The organism is Neobacillus kokaensis (assembly GCF_014656545.1).
GTDB lineage: Bacteria > Bacillota > Bacilli > Bacillales > Cytobacillaceae > Neobacillus > Neobacillus kokaensis.
The window spans coordinates 132,899-150,706 of the sequence record NZ_BNDS01000008.1; the positions used below are offsets into that span (position 1 = coordinate 132,899).

The window sequence follows — 17,808 nt, forward strand, 5'->3', positions numbered from 1 at the left end:
GGACTTCCCTATGAACACTTTAAACGCATTTTTACACCTTCTTGTGTTCATTGAACCTCCACAAGTTTCACCCAACCTAAAACATCCGAAAGACGAATTCTTCGTTGCCGAGCCGGATGTGGTCGTCGTGTTTGATTTTGGTTTTTTTGTAGGGAAGGACCTTGGTGCCGTTTAGGTAGCTGCCATTTTTTGATTGCTGGTCGACTAGAAAGTATTCGCCGTTTTCGGTGATGACTTTGGCATGGACGCGGCCGACGACCTTGTTTTTTGAAACATAGTCGGCTTGTTCCGGGTCGCGGCCTATCTTGAACTCGTTCTTCGCGACCTCAATTTTTTCCTTCGAGACGGCTGTAATGAAGAACGGCCGCGTCGAGATATGATGAGAAACCCCAAGTGCGGTGGTTCCTTCTTCCTCCTCGTCCCTGCCTGCGGTCAAAACGGTCGTCCCTTCGTCCTCATGCGGATCGTGACCGAGCTTCGGTATAATGTTGATGGAAGTACCGCCAAGGGATGCCGCCCCTTTTAAAAGTGACTCGCCTTCCCCAAGCTCCGTGCGGGTAATCCGCTTGTACTGGACCTCCTCCTCAATCTCGAGCTTCTGGCTTGATTTCTTGTCCGTCTTCCTGCTGCTGTATTCCGAAGTCAGCATGCCGTTTTCGATGGCGGTTGCCGCTTCTATTTTTCCAGGACTGTAAAAATTACCGGCCAGCTCTGGTTCGGCTTTTGTCGATACATCCTTGATGAATGCGAGTTCGGTTAACTTTTTTTGAAAATCTATTAAATTCAGGTCAGTTTGACTGGCAATGTAATTTACGAGTTTGATGTAAAAAAGCAGGTCATCAGCCTCATCATACGGTGCAGCGGTGAGTAATTCGCTGATGAATCCCTTCATTGATACCTTTTCAAAAACATTATTGGTTACGGGTACATATACAAAGGCTAATCTATTTGAAAAGTGATCAAGGAAGATATATTGCTTGTTAAGCAGCAGGTTCTCAAGATCTAAACCAGTTTGCTGGAGATCTAGCAAACTGTCCATCACGTTTAATAGATTCGTTGTAAGCAGTTGCTTTGTAAGGGTGCCTGAAAAAACGTCCGCAAGCGTCCTGTCGGAAATTTGGTCATATCGGACATAGACAGCCTCATCCTTCTGGAGCACCGCACACGGCAGCAACCCCTGGGTCTGCTTCGACGCGATTTGCTCAACCGCCATGCCATCAAGCTCCATTCCCGCCGGAACTGCCAAAAACAAAAACTGCGCCCCGCCATAACTCTCCAACCTCAAATCCAAATCCCTAATCATCATCCATCGTCTCCATTACTTTACTATTCTCGTTTTCAACCCCATATTGGCGATCAACTGTCCACTCCACACGTACAAATGTCCACGAGTGGTGCCTGACACCACTTTTACACCACTTTTATCTCTATTTCCAGCCCTCAAATGGAGCTGGAAATAGATTGATAGTTGTTTCCCGGCAAAAATTTACTGTTTACCGGCAGATTTTACCTCTTTACCGGCTCATTTTTGCCATTTACCGGTACAGTATCCTCTGTTACCGACGAATACTGCGAGTTTACCGGCATAGCGGCTTATCTGAATGCGCTGGCGTTGTTGTTGATGGCTGATTCTGTGGAGTCGTAGGCATTTACCGTTTGGTCAAGGAATTTGCCATAGCTGTCCACGATCTGGCGGAAGTTTTCAAACTTCGGCTGCAACGCGTTGAAGTTGTTTCTAATCGTGTTGGATGCATCAGAGTTCCACGTGTTTCCTAATGCATTCATTTCTTTACGGATATCCGCAAGTCTGTCTGTTAACTGGTTGTTCAGCGTACGGATTTGGTTGGCCGTGCTGGATACCTGGTTAAGGGTAATTTTAATTCCATCTGCTGCCATACTCGACACCTCCCCTGTGTGTATATTAGTTTGTTAAACGTTTCGCTGCGGAAACGACGTCGCTTTGCGTGTTGCGGTATGTTTTCGCACTCATCTTTAAGAATTCAGAGTACTGTCTCATGAGCTGGGTCATTTTTTGGAAGTCATCCATGAAGCCTTTGATTTGGGTCGTGTAAGCTACGTTATCCTGCCCTTGCCAAGCAGCCTGCATCCCATCCACTTCGTTAAAAAGCGCTTTATAAAGCTTCTCATACTCCGCAGATTGGGAATCAATCTTGTTTGACGCCTCCTCAAGCTTCGCCGGATCAACCATAATCGATCTTGCCATCATTATCACCTCCTTTAAAGTGTTTTTGTGTTTTGGTGCACCTCTTTACTAGTTCTGCTTTAGTGCTTTTTTTGGGTGCCTGACACCCTTCGTGGACATTTGTACGCCTGGAGTAGACAATTTTAATTGTGAAATTTTCACATGGTGCCTGACACCGCCCGTGCAGCCCCCGCTGACATCGCCGCTGACGCTAGATTTTCCGTAGTTCGTGGCCGACGCGGCGGTATTTACTGGCGGCTTGCTGGAGACTGGCGGCGCTTTGGGTGGCGCCGATGCCTTTGAATTCATTGCCTAGTCCATAAGATATTTCTTCGAGCTCTCTGGCAATGGCGTTAATCTCATGGATGATCCCGTTCACTTTGTTTTGTACTTTCTTATCCATTCGTTTCCCCCCATTCCCAGATTGTGCAGGTTCAAATACCTGTTATCGCAAGAACCTAATATTCTTACTTTCTAATTCAAAGCTAGGATTCTATTACACTTTCTTTAAGGCGTTCGCTATGAGACAAATAAACCTTTGCAGACCGTAATTTGTCTCATAGACAATTGCTATGGGACAGAAAGTGCCGCTCTAACCGGTAAACTGGTTCATAGACGTTCCCTATGAGACAAAAACTGCTGCTCTGACCGGAAAACTGGCTCATAGACTTGCCCTATGGGACATAAACTACAGCTCAAACCGGAAAACTGTCTCATAGACGCTTCCTATGAGACAAAAACTGCCTCTCTAACCGATAAACTGTCCCATAGACCTTCCCTATGAGACAAAAACTACCGCTCTAACCGATAAACTGTCCCATAGACCTTCCCTATGAGACAAAAACTACCGCATTAACCGGAAATCTGTCCCATAGACCATCCATATGAGACAAAAACTACCGCTCTAACCGGTAAACTGTCCCATAGACCATCCATATGAGACAAAAACTACCGCTCTAACCGGTAAACTGTCCCATAGACCCTTCCTATGAGACAAAAACTACCACTTAAACCGGTAAACTGTCCCATAGACCATCCCTATGGGACAAAAACTACAGCTCTAACCAGAAAACTGTCTCATAGACCCTTCCTATGAGACAAAAACTACCACTTAAACCGGTAAACTGTCCCATAGACCATCCCTATGAGAAAAATCCACCTCGCTAAACCAGAAATTTGTCTCATACAACCGCCCATCTCACCGGATCGCCCGAGCCTTCCCTGCCAGCTCCGTCTCCGTCCGCTCCAGTAAACTTGCAGCCGTCTGCAAATAGCTGATATTTTGATTAATCCGCCAATCAAACGATGTCAGCATATCCGCCTTCAGCACGTTATCAAGCCCAAACACGCCTACTTCCGTATACAAACTATCAATCTTGCTATTTAACGCTGCCGTTTTGCGTTTAATCGCCTGCAGGCGCCAGACGTAATACGCTAACCGGTCCACATTTACCTTGATGTAAGGTTCAACAGCGAATCCCCCGCCGCCACCGCCCGCCAAGGCGCCAAAAATCCGTGCAAGTGTTGATTTTGCTTTACTCACAACAGCACTTAAAAATTCCCTAGCACCCTTGATTACTTCTGTGGTGACATGCTTCAAGCCCGAAATAAATGCAACGCAGCTGTCAACCACTTTCCTCGCCGCGGTCTCCATGCCTTTCCACGTGGCCACAACAGCCGCTGCCGCCGCATTTCCTACGGCAACAATCGCTTTATATGCTTCCCTAAACCCATGCACCGTGTAAACCGTTATAAACTTAAAGGATTCTGCCGCTGCCTCACCCATCGTATCCGGTCCGCCCGGTCGGGATTTCACAAACGTGCCATTTTTAAAATCAACACTCGTCTCGTAATGCGGATAAAACGGGTCACTGTAATCGTCTTTATTGAGCGCCACGACTTTATCGAGGTACGGGGCGTAACCGAGGTCGTGGACAAAATCCCCTTCATAAGCGATAAAATCAAAGCGGTCGCTTTTTAAAGCCTTTTTTTGTTCATCGGTCAAACTCGGCCAAAAAATCGGTGCACCGTTGACGACATAGCCCCTGGGATTATCCTCCAAGTTTTCCACATAGACATATGAGACAATGTTGCCGCCCTTGGAATGCCCAAGAAGTTCCTTTGAACCGTCCGCCCCTTTAACATATTGCTCGTAGAACCGATTCGCTTCCTTCTGCTGTTCAATCGTGACTCCAAGGCCAGCCTCAACATTCGATTTCCAGTCGGTCTTTAAATGATCGATATTTTTAAAATCCTCACTGCCGCGAAAAACAGCCGAGGCGTTCCCGTCGGTATCTCCCCAGGCATAGCCGACAAAACCGGATTCTGATTTACCGTCCATATGAGGGTTGTTGTTTTGATAGCCTTTAAGTTTAACGTCTGCTAGATTAGATTTTTCATAAGCAGGTGAATTGAAAAATGCATCGAGCTTTTCTGTTCTGACATCATCGCTGTTATTAGAATTCCGCTTTATTTTTATCCAGAGTTCTTCTGGAGAAAGATTATTCGCTCGAACATTGTCGGGTATATCAAAATATGACAATTGCAGCAGGATATTTTTCTCTTCATCATTTAACTTGTTAAGAGCCATAGAATTAGTCCTCAAACTTTGTATAATATTCTTCTATCTGGCTTGGGTCCGTGATATTGGCGATGTTATCTACTACAATTGTCCCGTATACCTTGGCATCCAAATTGGACCATGGGACATTATTGATACTCGCTGTCCGGATATAATCGGTGACATCATCCTTACTGTCTACAAACCCAATTGAAACATCATACGCTTCTACGCCTAATTTCCCTAACAGGTGCAAGAGTCGGTAAACCGGTTCATAGTATTCTTCCGGCTTTGGCGGGTTGGGGCTTTTTGCTGCTATATTAATGACCACTTCAGCATCGTTATTCTTTTTTGAAAAATAATCAAACACCGACATGTCCTTCATGCTGCTGTCATACTTACTTTTTTCAACGTATAACAGCACACGGTATTCAAAATCGCCTGGCACTATTTGACGGATATCCTTTTCAAATTTCTTCGTCAATTCATATTCCCACTTGGACAGGACATACGTATCGTAATACTCACCTTCATGGTTTCTGTCCTCCCCGGCTAGAAAAACATACTCCGGTTTGCCTTTTGGATGAGCAATAATTTTGTCACTGCCATACATTTTTTTCAAAAAGGTACTACCCTTCTTAAATTTTTCCACTTCAAATTTTTCATGATAGGTTTTTTCAAGATAATCTACAATTGCAGTTTCTGGTGATTTCTCATTCATACACCCGGTTCCTCCTAGCACTAACATAATGGGAAGAAGAATGGCTGCCATTCTTTTTTTCAACTTCATGGTGCACCTCCTTTAGAGGGATTTATTCATCAAACTTTTTATAATATTTTTCGACTTGGCTTGGGTCAGTAATGTTATACAGCTTATTGATTTTAATTACTCCATACACCTTCGCATCTAAATTGTCCCAACCCACATTATTCACATTCGCTGTCCGGATGTAGTTCGTAATGTCTTCCGATCTGTCAACAAATCCAATTGATAAACCATTCATATCTGTACCTAAAGAATCTAGCAGCTTCTGCAAGTTGTAAGCAGCTTTATAGTAGTCCTTGACATTCGGAGAGCCCGATGTTTTTACAGCTACTTTTAAATTCAATAAAACTTGATTCGTCTTATTTGAAAGGAAATCAAAAAAAGACATATTTTTCATAGAAGGGTCGTATTTGCCATCTTCCACATACAATAAAAATCGATATATGTCTCCCGGAAGTATTCGGTGGATGTCCTCCTCTAACTTCTCAGTAAGTTCATATCCCCATTTCGAAAGCACATACGTATCGTAATACTCGCCTTCATGATCCCTGTCTTCACCGGCTACAAAAACATACTCCGGTTTGCCTTTTGGATGAACAATAATCTTGTCACTGCCATACATGTTTTTTAAAAAAGTACTGCCTTTCTCATAGACCTCTACTTCAAATTTTTCACGATAAGTCTGTTCTAAATAATCGGTAATTGCCTTCTCTGGCGGCTCGCCGAATGAACATCCGGTGGTGCCGATTGCTAAAATGCAAAGAACAAAGATTAATAGCGTTCTTTTTTTCATTTTTTATCTTCCTTTTATGACTGAGGGGCTGAAGTGCTGTGCAAGAAAAGGGGTGTGCGACAATTGCGGCATGTTATCCGCCAATTGGAAAAGGCTATACGACAGTTGCAGCCGGCTTTCCGAGCAGTTACGCCACCCCATCCAACAGTTAACCCGGCTTTCCAACAGTTACGCCCCCCTATCCGACAGCACCCCCGACAGCCTCACATTCACAGCAGCATCAATTTTGCACCATTCCCAAGCCCAAGCTCCTCGACCGTCATGTTGACATCAAACACTTGACCGCTTCCCCGGTCGCAGACGATGGTTTGACCGCCACTGGCTTTAAAATATCCTTGTGACAGCTCCGAAATGGTGTTTGCCAGCAAATAGGCAACCTCGTACATCTTGCTCTCCAGCGGGATGAATACGTCGTACGTGCTGCCTGCGGCGGGGCTGTAGACTTCGACTAAGATTTTAGACATACTGCACAGCCCCCTCTTCGCTTGCCGCCGAAGTCAACAGCTTCGCCTGGGAAACCTTCCCTTTGCGGATAATGTAGCCAAAGCCCTCCGGGAGCTCCTGATACAACCCGTTTGAGAACTTCGCGATTTTCAGCACATATTGATCCGCAATGCCGTTGCCGACCCAGATGGCATCCTGGAGCGACACATGCTGCTGGAACCACGGCTCGTAGGTGATACCGTTCAGTTTGTCAGCGGAATCGCCCAACACAAACGTCACGTTTAACCCATTTCCTTTTTCTAAAAAGACCTTCAGCTTATCGCGCCCATCCTCGGACAATTGCTCATTCAATTCACTGAACGAACCGATCATCACCATCACTTCTGCAAAAACAGGTGCCACGAGGCCAGCTTCAAGCGCATCCTTCGATGTATTATTGCGATACACTAACATGTTAAATAACTCGACAATTCTATCCTCTAAAGGCTTAAATCCCGTTACATATTCGTAGCTGCGGCTGCTGTCCTCCGCAAAGTCCGCCGCTGGATCGAGCACCACAACCTCGCTCTCACCCTTCGCCGCGGCCACTTCAGCAAGTCCCTGCAGGAACGGCACGCACTCGCTGCCATCCGCTGCCGTAACCAAGGTAATATATTGACCGCGGAAATCGTAGCCAGCCACCTGCAGTGTTGCTTTTTCCACCCCAACCGGCAGCCCTATGCCATATTGCATTTCATCGCGTACATACTCAAGGTCCACTTTTTCCGGTAAAATTGGAATCCGCTTCGCCCCGCTCTTCTTCCACTTCTGCTGCCAGCTGCGGCAATAGTCGGTCACAAAACGGTACACATCCCCGGAAGCCGCCGCTGAAATTTGCGCGGTCTGGAATTCGTACACCTCATCGGCTTTAAAAATCCCCCGGCCTTTAAACTTCGAAGGGTAGACCCCGTCGACGCTGCCTAAAACTGCCGAGTACTCTGTTGTATCATTTAGCTGCAGCACATAGATCTGCTTAAAGTTCTGCATCAGTTTGTAGCGGACCGCTCCAGTATTTAGCGCCGTTACAACGAAATAAAGGCCGTACTTCGTGCCTTCGCGCGTTAAATACGAAATTGTTTCTTCATATTGCTCGTATGTTTCCGAAAAAGTGGAGTAGTTGTGAATCATCACAACGAGAGCAGGAACCGGCTCAGCCGCCGCCCTATTATAGGTCCGGAAGTCCCCGCCATACGGTGCAAACCGTTTTTTCCGAGCCGCCACTTCACCGCTCAGCATTTTAAATAGATTGTCAATTTTTTCTGCTTCATGCGACAGCATCACATCGCCGACGTGCGGCGCGCCCTGATACCAGCTCAGCGTTTCTGAACCGAAGTCGAGCGCATAGATGTTCACTTCTTCCGGCGTGTGCTCTTCCATTAACGAGTAAATCAAGGTCGTCAGGAAAGTTGTTTTGCCGCTGCCGGCCACGCCGTACACGATTGTGTTGCCTTCCTGGGTAATCGGCAGCCGTAGTACTAGCTGACGCTGGCGGGCTGGATCGTCGTACTCGCCGATGACTGGATTGAGGTCGAAACTCTGAGCCCCAGCACCCACACGATATTTCTCCTTCAAGCCATCGACAAAAACATTTGCCGGTATCGGTTCAAGCCACAACGGTTTGACCGAAATTGCCTCTTGCTCTGCCAAGCTCTCCAAATACTTCGTAATTTCATCAATCTGCTTGGCTGGATTTTTCAGCTTGCCCTTTTGCTTATCTATCCGTGCACTCTTCACTACACGGCCTAAATGATCTATCACGGCAATACCGTCATCCTTACGTTTTTCGACCTTATCAGCTGGATAATACGGTGCACCGGCCCAGGCTGATTGCCCGAGCTCGAACAGCTCGTTGTAGCCGACCTGCAAATAGAAACGCCCCGTCTGTGACAGCTCCGCGGCATCCGGCCGTTTGATAACCTCCATCGAATCCGCTTTTTCCTGCACCTTCAAGCTGATCCGGAATTTGCTGTTACTCCAAATTTGATCGTCGACGACACCGGACGGCTTTTGCGTCGCTAAAATCAAGTGAACGCCCAAGCTCCGGCCAATCCTTGCGGCGCTGACAAGCTGTTCCATAAATTCCGGCTGCTGCGTTTTTAACTCGGCAAACTCGTCGGAAATCATGAACAAATGCTGCAGCGGCTCGGTAACGACGCCTTCGCGGTATAATTTTTGGTACTTATAAATATCGATATTGCTTTCGCCCAGGCGACGGCTGGCTTCGCTAAAAATCGCCTGGCGCCGCTTCAATTCACTTTGAATCGAAACGAGTGAACGCTTCACCGCAGCACCGTCTAAGTTCGTGATCGTGCCTGCTAAGTGCGGCAGGTTCAAGAAGGCGTTCGCCATCCCGCCGCCCTTATAGTCGATTAAAATAAACGCGACTTCGTCCGGATGGTAGTTCACCGCCAGCGACAAAATAAACGTCATGATGAATTCACTTTTTCCCGAACCGGTCATACCGGCAATCAAGCCGTGCGGTCCGTGGAATTTTTCATGAAGGTCGAGCATGAACGGCTCGCCCATCCGGTTAACCCCAATTGGTGTTTCGATCGTCAATGTTGGATTGTTCTCTTTCCACCGTGTCAATGCATTTAAATGCTCAACCTTGCCGACACCGAACATTTCTAAAAAGGTCAGCATATCCGGCAGCGTATAGGCCGCCGCAGAAGAGGAAAGCTCGATATTCGCGAGCTTCACTGCCATCTCCTCGGCATCGCGGGTCATATAGATATCCGGCACAAACGCTTGGTACTTGCCGGAAATATCGTCTTTGTCATAAATTTTCCCGATATTTTGGTCCTTTTTCTCGCCCAGTTCACCCTTGCTGTAGTTTTTCCCGGCTTTTTGCACCCCCGGAAGCTCGACGACGTTCGTGCATTCCTTCGGCAGATGCGCCAGCTCATCGTACATGGTGATCAGGCTGAAGCCGAGCTGCTGCTTTTCTTTTAACAGCAAATTGATCATTTCCGTTTTCGCCGCCAGCTCCCGGCTCATCGAGAACACGACGTAATGCGGCCTCAATTCCGCTGCTTCCATCCCGTTTTGCAGGCGGTCAGTGCGTGCGGCCATTTCTTTTTCAAAAAATGCTGACAGCTCCTTCGCCTCGTTGACATCTGTCGCAATAAAACGCACTGTCTTCGCCTCGTCCCAGACATGCGGCAGCCATCTAGCGAACTTCCAGTCGGCATGCTCGCTTTGGTCGTAGAGGAACACGAATTTCACTTCATCATAGCTATGTAAGGCGGATAATTGAAAAATCAGCCCTTTGACAAACGACGCAACTTTTTCGCGCTTGCCGATAATCCCGCTGACCCGCTCTTCGATTAACGAAATCGTAATCGGCACCTGCTTCAAAATTTGCGGTGTTTCCGCTAGTTCATATAAAGCGTCGCGAAGATTGTCGTCTTCAAGTGCGAACTTTTTCTCAGGGAACTTAATGTCCGCAGCCAGCGACAGGTCGCCAATCCCGACTCTTATTTTTAAAAAGTCATCCTGGCCGATGACCCGCTCCCACAAAGTCCGCTCGCGGTTATCGATGCGGTTCAAGCAGTTGGCGAGCGGGATATGGTTTTCATGCAAAATGTCCCATTGATAGGCGCATTCATCGGCGATGACCTGTTTCATTTCTTCTATATAAGCGCTGTATTTTTCCTGGCGCTTCTTCTCATGGGCGATGCGGCGCTTTTTTTCATAGCGCTTTGTTAAAATCGGCCAGAGAATCATCCCGAGCAGCATGCTGATGGACATGATTAATGTCGGCGCCGCATACATCCAGTCGCCGTTTGTCCGCTGCACGTTCATCACCGCGAACACACCGGTTGCAAGCGACCCCATCCCCATCGTAATCGACGGGCCGAGGAGGAGCATCAGCGGTGTTTCTTCTAATTGATTTGGTGCCGGCGGCGGATCGATTTTGATCGTTTTTCGCTCGATATCACGTTTGAATCTTGGCGAGCGGTAGAACAGCTCAGATGTGTCCTCTTCCTTGTTGAAATCATCGAGTCCGTCCTCCACTTCTGGAAGCGGCTCACTCACCATATGTGGTTTGAAAGCGTTACGGTCTAAAAATACAAGCTGGTGCGGATTATTTAACGCAAGCAAGCGCCCGTTAAAAATAATCTTCAGCCCCATGATTGAAATGACGTCTCCGATTTCCAGGTGATGCTCAGAAATCCGCTCGCCGTTCACATATGTACCATTGGCACTGTTCTGATCTCGAATTATCGCTTGTTCGCTCGTGGTGTACTCAATAACGGCATGGGTGCCTGACACCAATTTGTTGGTGAAGCAAATGTGGTTGTCTTTCGCGCGGCCAATTTTGATTTTAGAGGCGGCGGCGATGTGTCTTGTGAACTCGTTGCGTTCCTCGCTGTACGGTTCGACGTAGAGGAGGGCAGCTGCGGCGCCGTCCCGGTGAATGGTATAGGTCATAAACGGCTCCACAAGGGCCTTTTTTTGTCTTTCTGCATCTTTTATGTAGGCATATTGATTGGATTTGATGTACCAGTGGCCGTCTTCCGCCTCGACCGCAATTAGATCCTGCGGCTGGCCCTTCTGGTCTTCTGTTGTCAGGACGTATCTCCCAGTAATTTTTTCCGGTAAAACCATATCAAACGCTTTACCACGGTCAAAAAGTGTTAAAATCAAAACGATTCTCTCCCTACAGTCCTGCTACTTTACGCATTTTTTCCATATTTTATATGATAAAGAACTTTTTACGTATTGAGTACCTAACTTTGGAATCATTTTACCAGTTGATTTATAGTCCATTTTTCCTATCTAAAAATAAAAAGCCACCACTTGTGTGATGGTATTTTCCTATATTATTTGATTTACTGATGCTTCTATGATGCCAACGTCGTTTTCCTTGATACACAAGGCTAAGGGATAATTTTTTAATTCACTTTTCTAGTGATATTTTTATATTTACATATTAAAATGTCCAGCTGGTGTAGTTTTCGCTGCCCATCGAAACTCTTTATTTTCCTCTAGCGGCCGCCTTTGCCGCTTCAGCCTTCGCCTTAGCCTCCGCTTCCGCCTTTGCTCTTGCTTCTGCCTCGGCCCTCGCCTTCGCTTCCTCTTCACGCTTGATTTGCTCCGCCACAGCAATGATATCCGCACCAATTTGCTGTAACTTCGAGGACAACTGCGATAGATCACGATTGATTTCCTCAATCGATTGATTGACATACGTCATCTCTGTCGACTGCCAGCCTTGATTTAGACTGCCTTTCACCTGGCTCATGCTATTCCGAATCCCGCTAAGCGTTTGAGCGCAATCCTTCACCTTATTCCCTTGAGAATGGGCCAAACCAACATTTATACCCACTAAAATCACCTGCATTTTCCTAAACTTTACAATTCACCCATAATTAACATTACTATTATAGTAGTTTTAACACCCTAGCAAAATAGGACTAAATAATCGTTTTTACCAAAATTAGGATTGTAAATTAAGGGGTCAAGAACCATGCAAAAACTTCACATACTGTCCATGTGGGGCGGAATCGTGTCCATGAGCGGTGTCAGGCACCATGTGAAGTTTTCACAATCCTTTTCTATCCTCCTATTAGTCCAATCCGGAAATGATGATCTTTACTGCTTCAAGTAAATCTTGCTGGGACCAGGATGGGATGTCTTTTTTTCCTTTTACGGCGAGTTCGTGGGAGGCGGGGATGTGGACGAATCCTGCAGGAATCGCTTTTTCCCTTAGTTCATGCTGGACCACGTACATAATGTTGTTGCATAAATAGGTTCCAGCTGTATTTGAAATTTTGGCTGGATATCCCTTATCGTTAAGTACGTTGACGAATTTCCTTATTGGCAATGTGGAAAAGTAACCATCTGGACCATCTTCCATAATTGGGGCATCCTCGAGCACGACACCGTTGTTATCGGGCGCTCCTGCGGCGTCACGGCAATTGATGGCAATTCGTTCAGGGGTAATTTGTGCACGGCCTGCTGCTAATCCTAGAGAAATTACTGCATCCGGCTCGGTCTGTTGGATTGCTGCTAAGACTCGTTCTCCTGCTTCTTCATAGGTCACCGGCAGCAGCTGCCCTATAATTTGATAACCTCCTATTTGAGTGCCATCCAGTTCTTTAACGATTTTTTCCGTCGGGTTAATGGGAAACTCTAAAAATGGTTCAAATCCTGTTAAAAGTAATGTCTTCATTTCTTGTCCCTCGCTCTTGTTTTTTCAATTATTATATAATGTTTGTAAGTTGCTAAGAAAGGAAATAAATTCATGACGCCGTTTACTGAAAAAGTAATTGATATCATCCGTAATATCCCCCCGGGCAAGGTCATGACCTACGGGCAAATCGCTGGGCTCGCCGGCAGTCCGCGTGCCGCCCGTCAGGTTGTCCGCATTCTTCATTCGATGAGCCGCGCCCATAAACTTCCGTGGCACCGGGTGGTCAACGCCAAGGGGGCCATCGCCATCCAGGATGACGAATCCTACAACGAGCAATGGATGTCGCTTGAGGCTGAAGGGGTGAAGGTGGGTCTGCACGGGGTGATTGATTTGGAAAAATATTTGTGGGAACCTGAGGGAGATGGAAGATCTTTATAATGAGGTTGATGGTCGTGTTAATTTGCCGAATTGCTATTTTAGGCGACTTACCAACTAATTTCTCCTCCTTCAAAGTCGCGTAGAACCGCTCTTACTAAAATCTAAAAAATAACACCCGCCAAAATGCGGGTGTTATTTTTTAAAAAGAAACTTACTTCCACTTCGTATAAATATTCTTCACTTTTTTCACCGGAATTGACGAGCCGCCGCGTGGTTTTTGGACGTTCTCGACCATCATCGCGATCATTAAATCCGGTTTTTCAACATTGTAGCCAATGAACCAGCCGAGCTCCGTTCCGGTCTCGCCCTGCTTTTGCTTGATTTCCGCGGTGCCGGTTTTGCCGGCAAGAGGGTAGCCTTTGATTTCGGCTGCACGCGCTGTTCCACTCGGATCACTGACGACCTTCCGCAAATCCGCTGAAATCAACGCGGCGTGGTCGCTGGACACAACTCCTTCCTGCATAACCTGCCCATGTTTATCATCTGCCAGCAGTACTGGCTTTATCATATTGCCACTGTTAACAAATGGCGTATAGGCCGCCAGCAAATGCACAATGCTCATCTGAATCTGCCCTTGACCGTAACCGGAATCAGCAAGCGCAATATCATTCGCAAGCCCGCCAATCTTGGACGTCGCCAACGGATAGGCATAATCCAGCTCACTCTCAAAGCCAAACTTTTTCAAGCCAGCCGAAAAATCATCTTTCCCCATTTTTAAAGCCGCCTGGGCAAAATAAATATTATCTGAGTACACGAATGCTTTTTCCAAATTAATCGGGCTGCCGACGTGAACCCGTGTTACATAGTAACCGCCCCACGACTTGTCCTTTTGCCACTGCTTCCCTTCAATTTTCACGCCTTCATCCGGCTTAATCGCACCGCTCTCAAGTCCGACCGCTGCGGTGATCGGCTTCATCACCGAGCCTGGCGCAAACACCTGGCTGAAACGTGTCAACAGCGGCTTTTTCTTATTATCCTGCAGCGCCTTCCACTCGTCTGTGGAAAAACCAAGCGTTGCCTGATTTGGATCAAATGACGGACTCGACACAAGCGCCAATGTCTCTCCGGTGACCGGGTTCATCGCTGCCGCTGTTCCGGCCTCCTTGCCCATTTCATCAAAAATTGTTGCCTGTAAATCTGCGTCGATGGTCAGCTTGATGTCCTTCCCGTCAGCGACTGGTTTTTCGGCAAGCAGCTCCTCTGTACCATCTGCTTTTTTAATGGAAATTTTGACACCCGTTGTACCCTTCAACTGCTCATCAAATACTTGCTCGAGCCCGCGGACGCCAATAACGTCGTTCGCCGTGTAACCCTTGTCCTTCAATTTTTCCAGCTTTTCTGCGGTCATCGGACCGACGTAGCCGATTAGCTGGGCTGCTGCTTTCCCATATGGATAGACCCTCGCTTCGACTTTGCGCGTCTGAACCGGCTCTAATGCTACGAGCTGTGCCACTCGTTCCTTGTCTTCCATGGAGACTTTTTTCAGCGGCACAAACATCCCTTCCTGCACCCAACTGGCATCCAGTGTTTTGTTAATTTGCTCCAGGGACATTTTTAACAGCTTGGACAGAGGGTCGATGACCGAGCTGTCTAATTTCCCTGCCACAACGCCGACTTCGTACACTTGGCCGTTTGCCGCCAGACTGTTGCCAAAGCGGTCCAGGATTTCTCCCCGTTTCGGCTTGATTGTATTCAGGCTGATCTTATCGCCTTCTTTTATTTGTGGGAAAATGAATCCCGTATTCCAATCAACGTACCAGTTTTTCTTATTGTCCTTTTCTTCCTTCTTGAGATTGGCTTTGTAGGTAAATGAAATAGGTCCTGCGACGCTATTCATGTTAGCGGTAAAAGAATAGTGGGCCTTCTCGTTTTCGCCCTGTTTATCTTCTTTTGGTTTCTTGAATTGAATCTCGAGGTCAGAAATCTCTAAGTCGTCATAAATTTTCTTGTAACGGCTCGCAAATTCCTCTTGAGAGATTTTCTTTTTTGCACTATTTGAAAGGTAATCATACATCTTATCAAACTTCTGCTTATTCCATAAATTTATGTACTCGTTAAACCGATCCTGCGGCTGCGGCTCCTTACTGCAGCCCGCAAACACCAGCACAAGCAGCGCCACCAGCAGCACCCCAAATAACTTCCTCAATTCGATAACCCCCTCTAAAACCTTGGATAACTTTGACATTCCCATTCTAACATATATATTTGGTGTCAGGCACCATGTGAAAACTTCACATTATTCCTGTATTCTTTCTGCAACACACCAACTGTCCACCCCACGTGGAATCATGTCCACGGGTGGTGTCAGGCACCATTTCCCCTTTTATTTCCTCTTCCATTTCCCTTTCATTTCCCAATACCCTCTTCAATACTTATACAAACTCAAAAACCGCACAAAAAAAAGAGGAAAGTTCTTTTCCCCTTCCCCTTTGTTACGGAATTTACTTTCTTTATAGTGCCATACGCACGGCGCTTCAAGCCGCGCTGGCTGCAAGTGCTCGTTTTCTTGTATTCCGGCACTATTGTATTATGAGTTTGTGCTATCTGTTGTTGAGTTTGTAGACTCGTCATCGCTTGGAGACTGGCTATCATCAGTAGACTCGTCGCCATCTGTAGACTTGTCATCTTCAATTGTTTTTTCATCTTCGACAGACTTATCGTCTTCAACAGACGTGCCGTCGCTATTAGACTTTTCGGAATTGTCCAGTTGTTTTTCATCTGACTTTGGCGTTTCCATTGGCTTTTTCTCATTAGAAACCTGAGCTTCCATTAAGGCACTTACTGGTTTGTCAAAGAAGTTCGATGGGTTCACGGCTACGCCATCTTTGCGGATTTCAAAGTGAACGTGTGTACCGGCTTTTTCATTGAACAAGCTTTGGCCAGCCTTCGCAAGAACGTCACCTTGCTTCACAACGTCGCCTTCTTTAACTTTAATCTCTTTTACAGATTGATATTGTGTTACAATACCATTGGCGTGTTCGATTACAATTACATTTCCAAGAACAGCATCTTGATCATCAACACGTGTAACTGTACCGCTTAAAGAGGCAGTAACGTCAAAGCTCTTGCCATCCGGCATTGTGATGTCAATACCAGTATTCGTTTGGTACGTATTGTTGTAAAATACGAGCGCTGCTTCTCTCTCTTCTGCTTTTGCATTAAAATCATAGAATTTAGTTTTAATCACAGCAGATTCAGTCTTGGCCACTGGCATCTTGAAGTTTTCTAAACCTTTGTTAACCTCTACGGCTGGCGGGTTCTTTTTGCCAGTCAAATCACTAGACTTGTAATTATACTTGTCTGTGTTATTTCCGGCGGATTGATACCAAAGAACTCCTGTTAAAATGATTGCTGCACTTGCGATATAAATAGCTGGAAACACCCAACGCTTTTTAAAGAAGCGTTTTACTTTTGAATCTTGAGAAGATCGTTTATTTTCCTCTCTCATTTTTCATCACCTCAGCAATCATTCTGAACAGATAAGTAGAATTATATACACTTGTCAGAAAAAATTTTTTGAAAAACTTATTTTCCTACATTGTTTCTGTTTTTATGCATGCATTTTGAATAAGGAGGAATTTTTTTATGAAAAATAGCTTAAAATGGGCGCTTCGGTTCTTGCCCTTCCTATATATGGCCGCGATTTGGATCCAGTCCAGCCTGCCTTCAGACCAATTCGTCAAGCTGCCTGATTCTGCAATCGACCATACCATCAAGGAATCGCTTCATTTAATCGAGTTCGCGATTTTGTATGTGCTGCTCGTACTGGCATTTTTAACGAGAAAGCGTGCCTTCACGACGGGATTGAACCTGGCATGTGCCTTATTTGCCGGCCTTTATGGCATCAGCGACGAAATTCACCAATCGTTCTATCCGTACCGCTCCGCTTCATTATTTGATTTGGTCAAAGATTTTACCGGAATCGCTGTTAGTTTCTATTTCATTCGCGGGGCGCTGTTTGGCAGGAGGTTTGCGAAGCTTGGCAGGGTGCTCGGACGGGTGCAGGGGCTCGGCCATTAACCATTTCCTGTTGGTTTTAATAAAATAAAGCGCGGCTCTTAGCAAAATTCTAATTCATTTCGGCATGATTTCTTTTGAAGGCTTGTGGTAGCCTATAAACCTTTATTGGCTACCCTGCAAACTCTTTTTTCTCGGCCTCAGTCGCCTATAGCCTTCATTGCCTACCCTGCGAGCTCTTTTTTCTCGCCCTCGGTCGCCTATAACCTTTATTGGCTACCCTCCGAGCTCTTTTTTCTCGGCCTCAGTCGCCTATAACCTTCATTGGCTACCCTCTTTTTTCTCGCCCTCGGTCGCCTATAACCTTTATTGGCTACCCTGCGAACTCTTTTTTCTCGGCATCGGTCGCCTATAGCCTTCATTGGCTACCCTGCGAACTCTTTTTTCTGGTACACGGTCGCCTATAACC

General features: G+C 46.3%; 15 protein-coding genes. 2 read left to right on the forward strand and 13 right to left on the reverse strand.

The window, feature by feature from the left end; all coding sequences use genetic code 11:
- Positions 1-76: 76 nt before the first annotated feature.
- From IE222_RS11455 to pcp, 11 genes are all read right to left on the reverse strand, one after another.
- Positions 77-1,306: a DUF6382 and FHA domain-containing protein gene (locus IE222_RS11455; RefSeq protein WP_223282659.1), complete on the reverse strand. Its 1,230-nt coding sequence runs from the start codon at positions 1,304-1,306 to the stop codon at positions 77-79.
- Positions 1,307-1,593: 287 nt separating this feature from the next.
- Complete coding sequence (locus IE222_RS11460; protein ID WP_191272856.1) at positions 1,594-1,896, reverse strand: pore-forming ESAT-6 family protein; 303 nt, start codon at positions 1,894-1,896, stop codon at positions 1,594-1,596.
- Between the two features lie 25 nt (positions 1,897-1,921).
- A complete protein-coding gene (locus IE222_RS11465; RefSeq protein WP_223282660.1) occupies positions 1,922-2,227 on the reverse strand; it encodes a WXG100 family type VII secretion target in 306 nt (101 codons plus the stop codon).
- Positions 2,228-2,414: 187 nt separating this feature from the next.
- A complete protein-coding gene (locus tag IE222_RS11470; protein ID WP_191272860.1) occupies positions 2,415-2,606 on the reverse strand; it encodes a hypothetical protein in 192 nt (63 codons plus the stop codon).
- 795 nt (positions 2,607-3,401) lie between these two features.
- Complete coding sequence (locus IE222_RS11475; RefSeq protein WP_191272862.1) at positions 3,402-4,793, reverse strand: Mbeg1-like protein; 1,392 nt, start codon at positions 4,791-4,793, stop codon at positions 3,402-3,404.
- Positions 4,794-4,797: 4 nt separating this feature from the next.
- On the reverse strand, positions 4,798-5,553 hold the full coding sequence (locus IE222_RS11480) for a hypothetical protein (protein ID WP_191272864.1): 756 nt from the start codon (positions 5,551-5,553) through the stop codon (positions 4,798-4,800).
- 22 nt (positions 5,554-5,575) lie between these two features.
- A complete protein-coding gene (locus tag IE222_RS11485; protein ID WP_191272865.1) occupies positions 5,576-6,322 on the reverse strand; it encodes a hypothetical protein in 747 nt (248 codons plus the stop codon).
- 209 nt (positions 6,323-6,531) lie between these two features.
- Positions 6,532-6,786, reverse strand: a complete 255-nt coding sequence (locus IE222_RS11490) for a methyltransferase (protein ID WP_191272867.1) — start codon at positions 6,784-6,786, stop codon at positions 6,532-6,534.
- A complete protein-coding gene (essC, locus tag IE222_RS11495; protein WP_191272869.1) occupies positions 6,779-11,455 on the reverse strand; it encodes a type VII secretion protein EssC in 4,677 nt (1,558 codons plus the stop codon). The genes IE222_RS11490 and essC overlap by 8 nt, the downstream gene beginning before the upstream one ends.
- Positions 11,456-11,786: 331 nt before the next feature.
- Entirely contained in the window at positions 11,787-12,137 is a 351-nt protein-coding gene (locus tag IE222_RS11500) for a hypothetical protein (protein ID WP_191272871.1), read from the reverse strand.
- Between the two features lie 240 nt (positions 12,138-12,377).
- Entirely contained in the window at positions 12,378-12,983 is a 606-nt protein-coding gene (gene pcp / locus IE222_RS11505) for a pyroglutamyl-peptidase I (RefSeq protein ID WP_191272873.1), read from the reverse strand.
- Between the two features lie 72 nt (positions 12,984-13,055).
- On the opposite strand from pcp, the gene IE222_RS11510 reads away from it, so the two are divergent.
- Entirely contained in the window at positions 13,056-13,382 is a 327-nt protein-coding gene (locus IE222_RS11510) for an MGMT family protein (RefSeq protein ID WP_191272875.1), read from the forward strand.
- Positions 13,383-13,533: 151 nt separating this feature from the next.
- Here the strand turns inward: IE222_RS11510 and IE222_RS11515 are convergent, their stop codons facing one another.
- Both IE222_RS11515 and spoIIQ read right to left on the reverse strand, forming a co-directional pair.
- A complete protein-coding gene (locus IE222_RS11515; protein WP_191272877.1) occupies positions 13,534-15,528 on the reverse strand; it encodes a penicillin-binding transpeptidase domain-containing protein in 1,995 nt (664 codons plus the stop codon).
- A gap of 381 nt (positions 15,529-15,909) precedes the next feature.
- Entirely contained in the window at positions 15,910-16,830 is a 921-nt protein-coding gene (gene spoIIQ / locus IE222_RS11520; RefSeq protein ID WP_191272879.1) for a stage II sporulation protein SpoIIQ, read from the reverse strand.
- Between the two features lie 170 nt (positions 16,831-17,000).
- On the opposite strand from spoIIQ, the gene IE222_RS11525 reads away from it, so the two are divergent.
- Complete coding sequence (locus IE222_RS11525) at positions 17,001-17,402, forward strand: VanZ family protein (protein ID WP_308435601.1); 402 nt, start codon at positions 17,001-17,003, stop codon at positions 17,400-17,402.
- Positions 17,403-17,808: the final 406 nt, after the last annotated feature.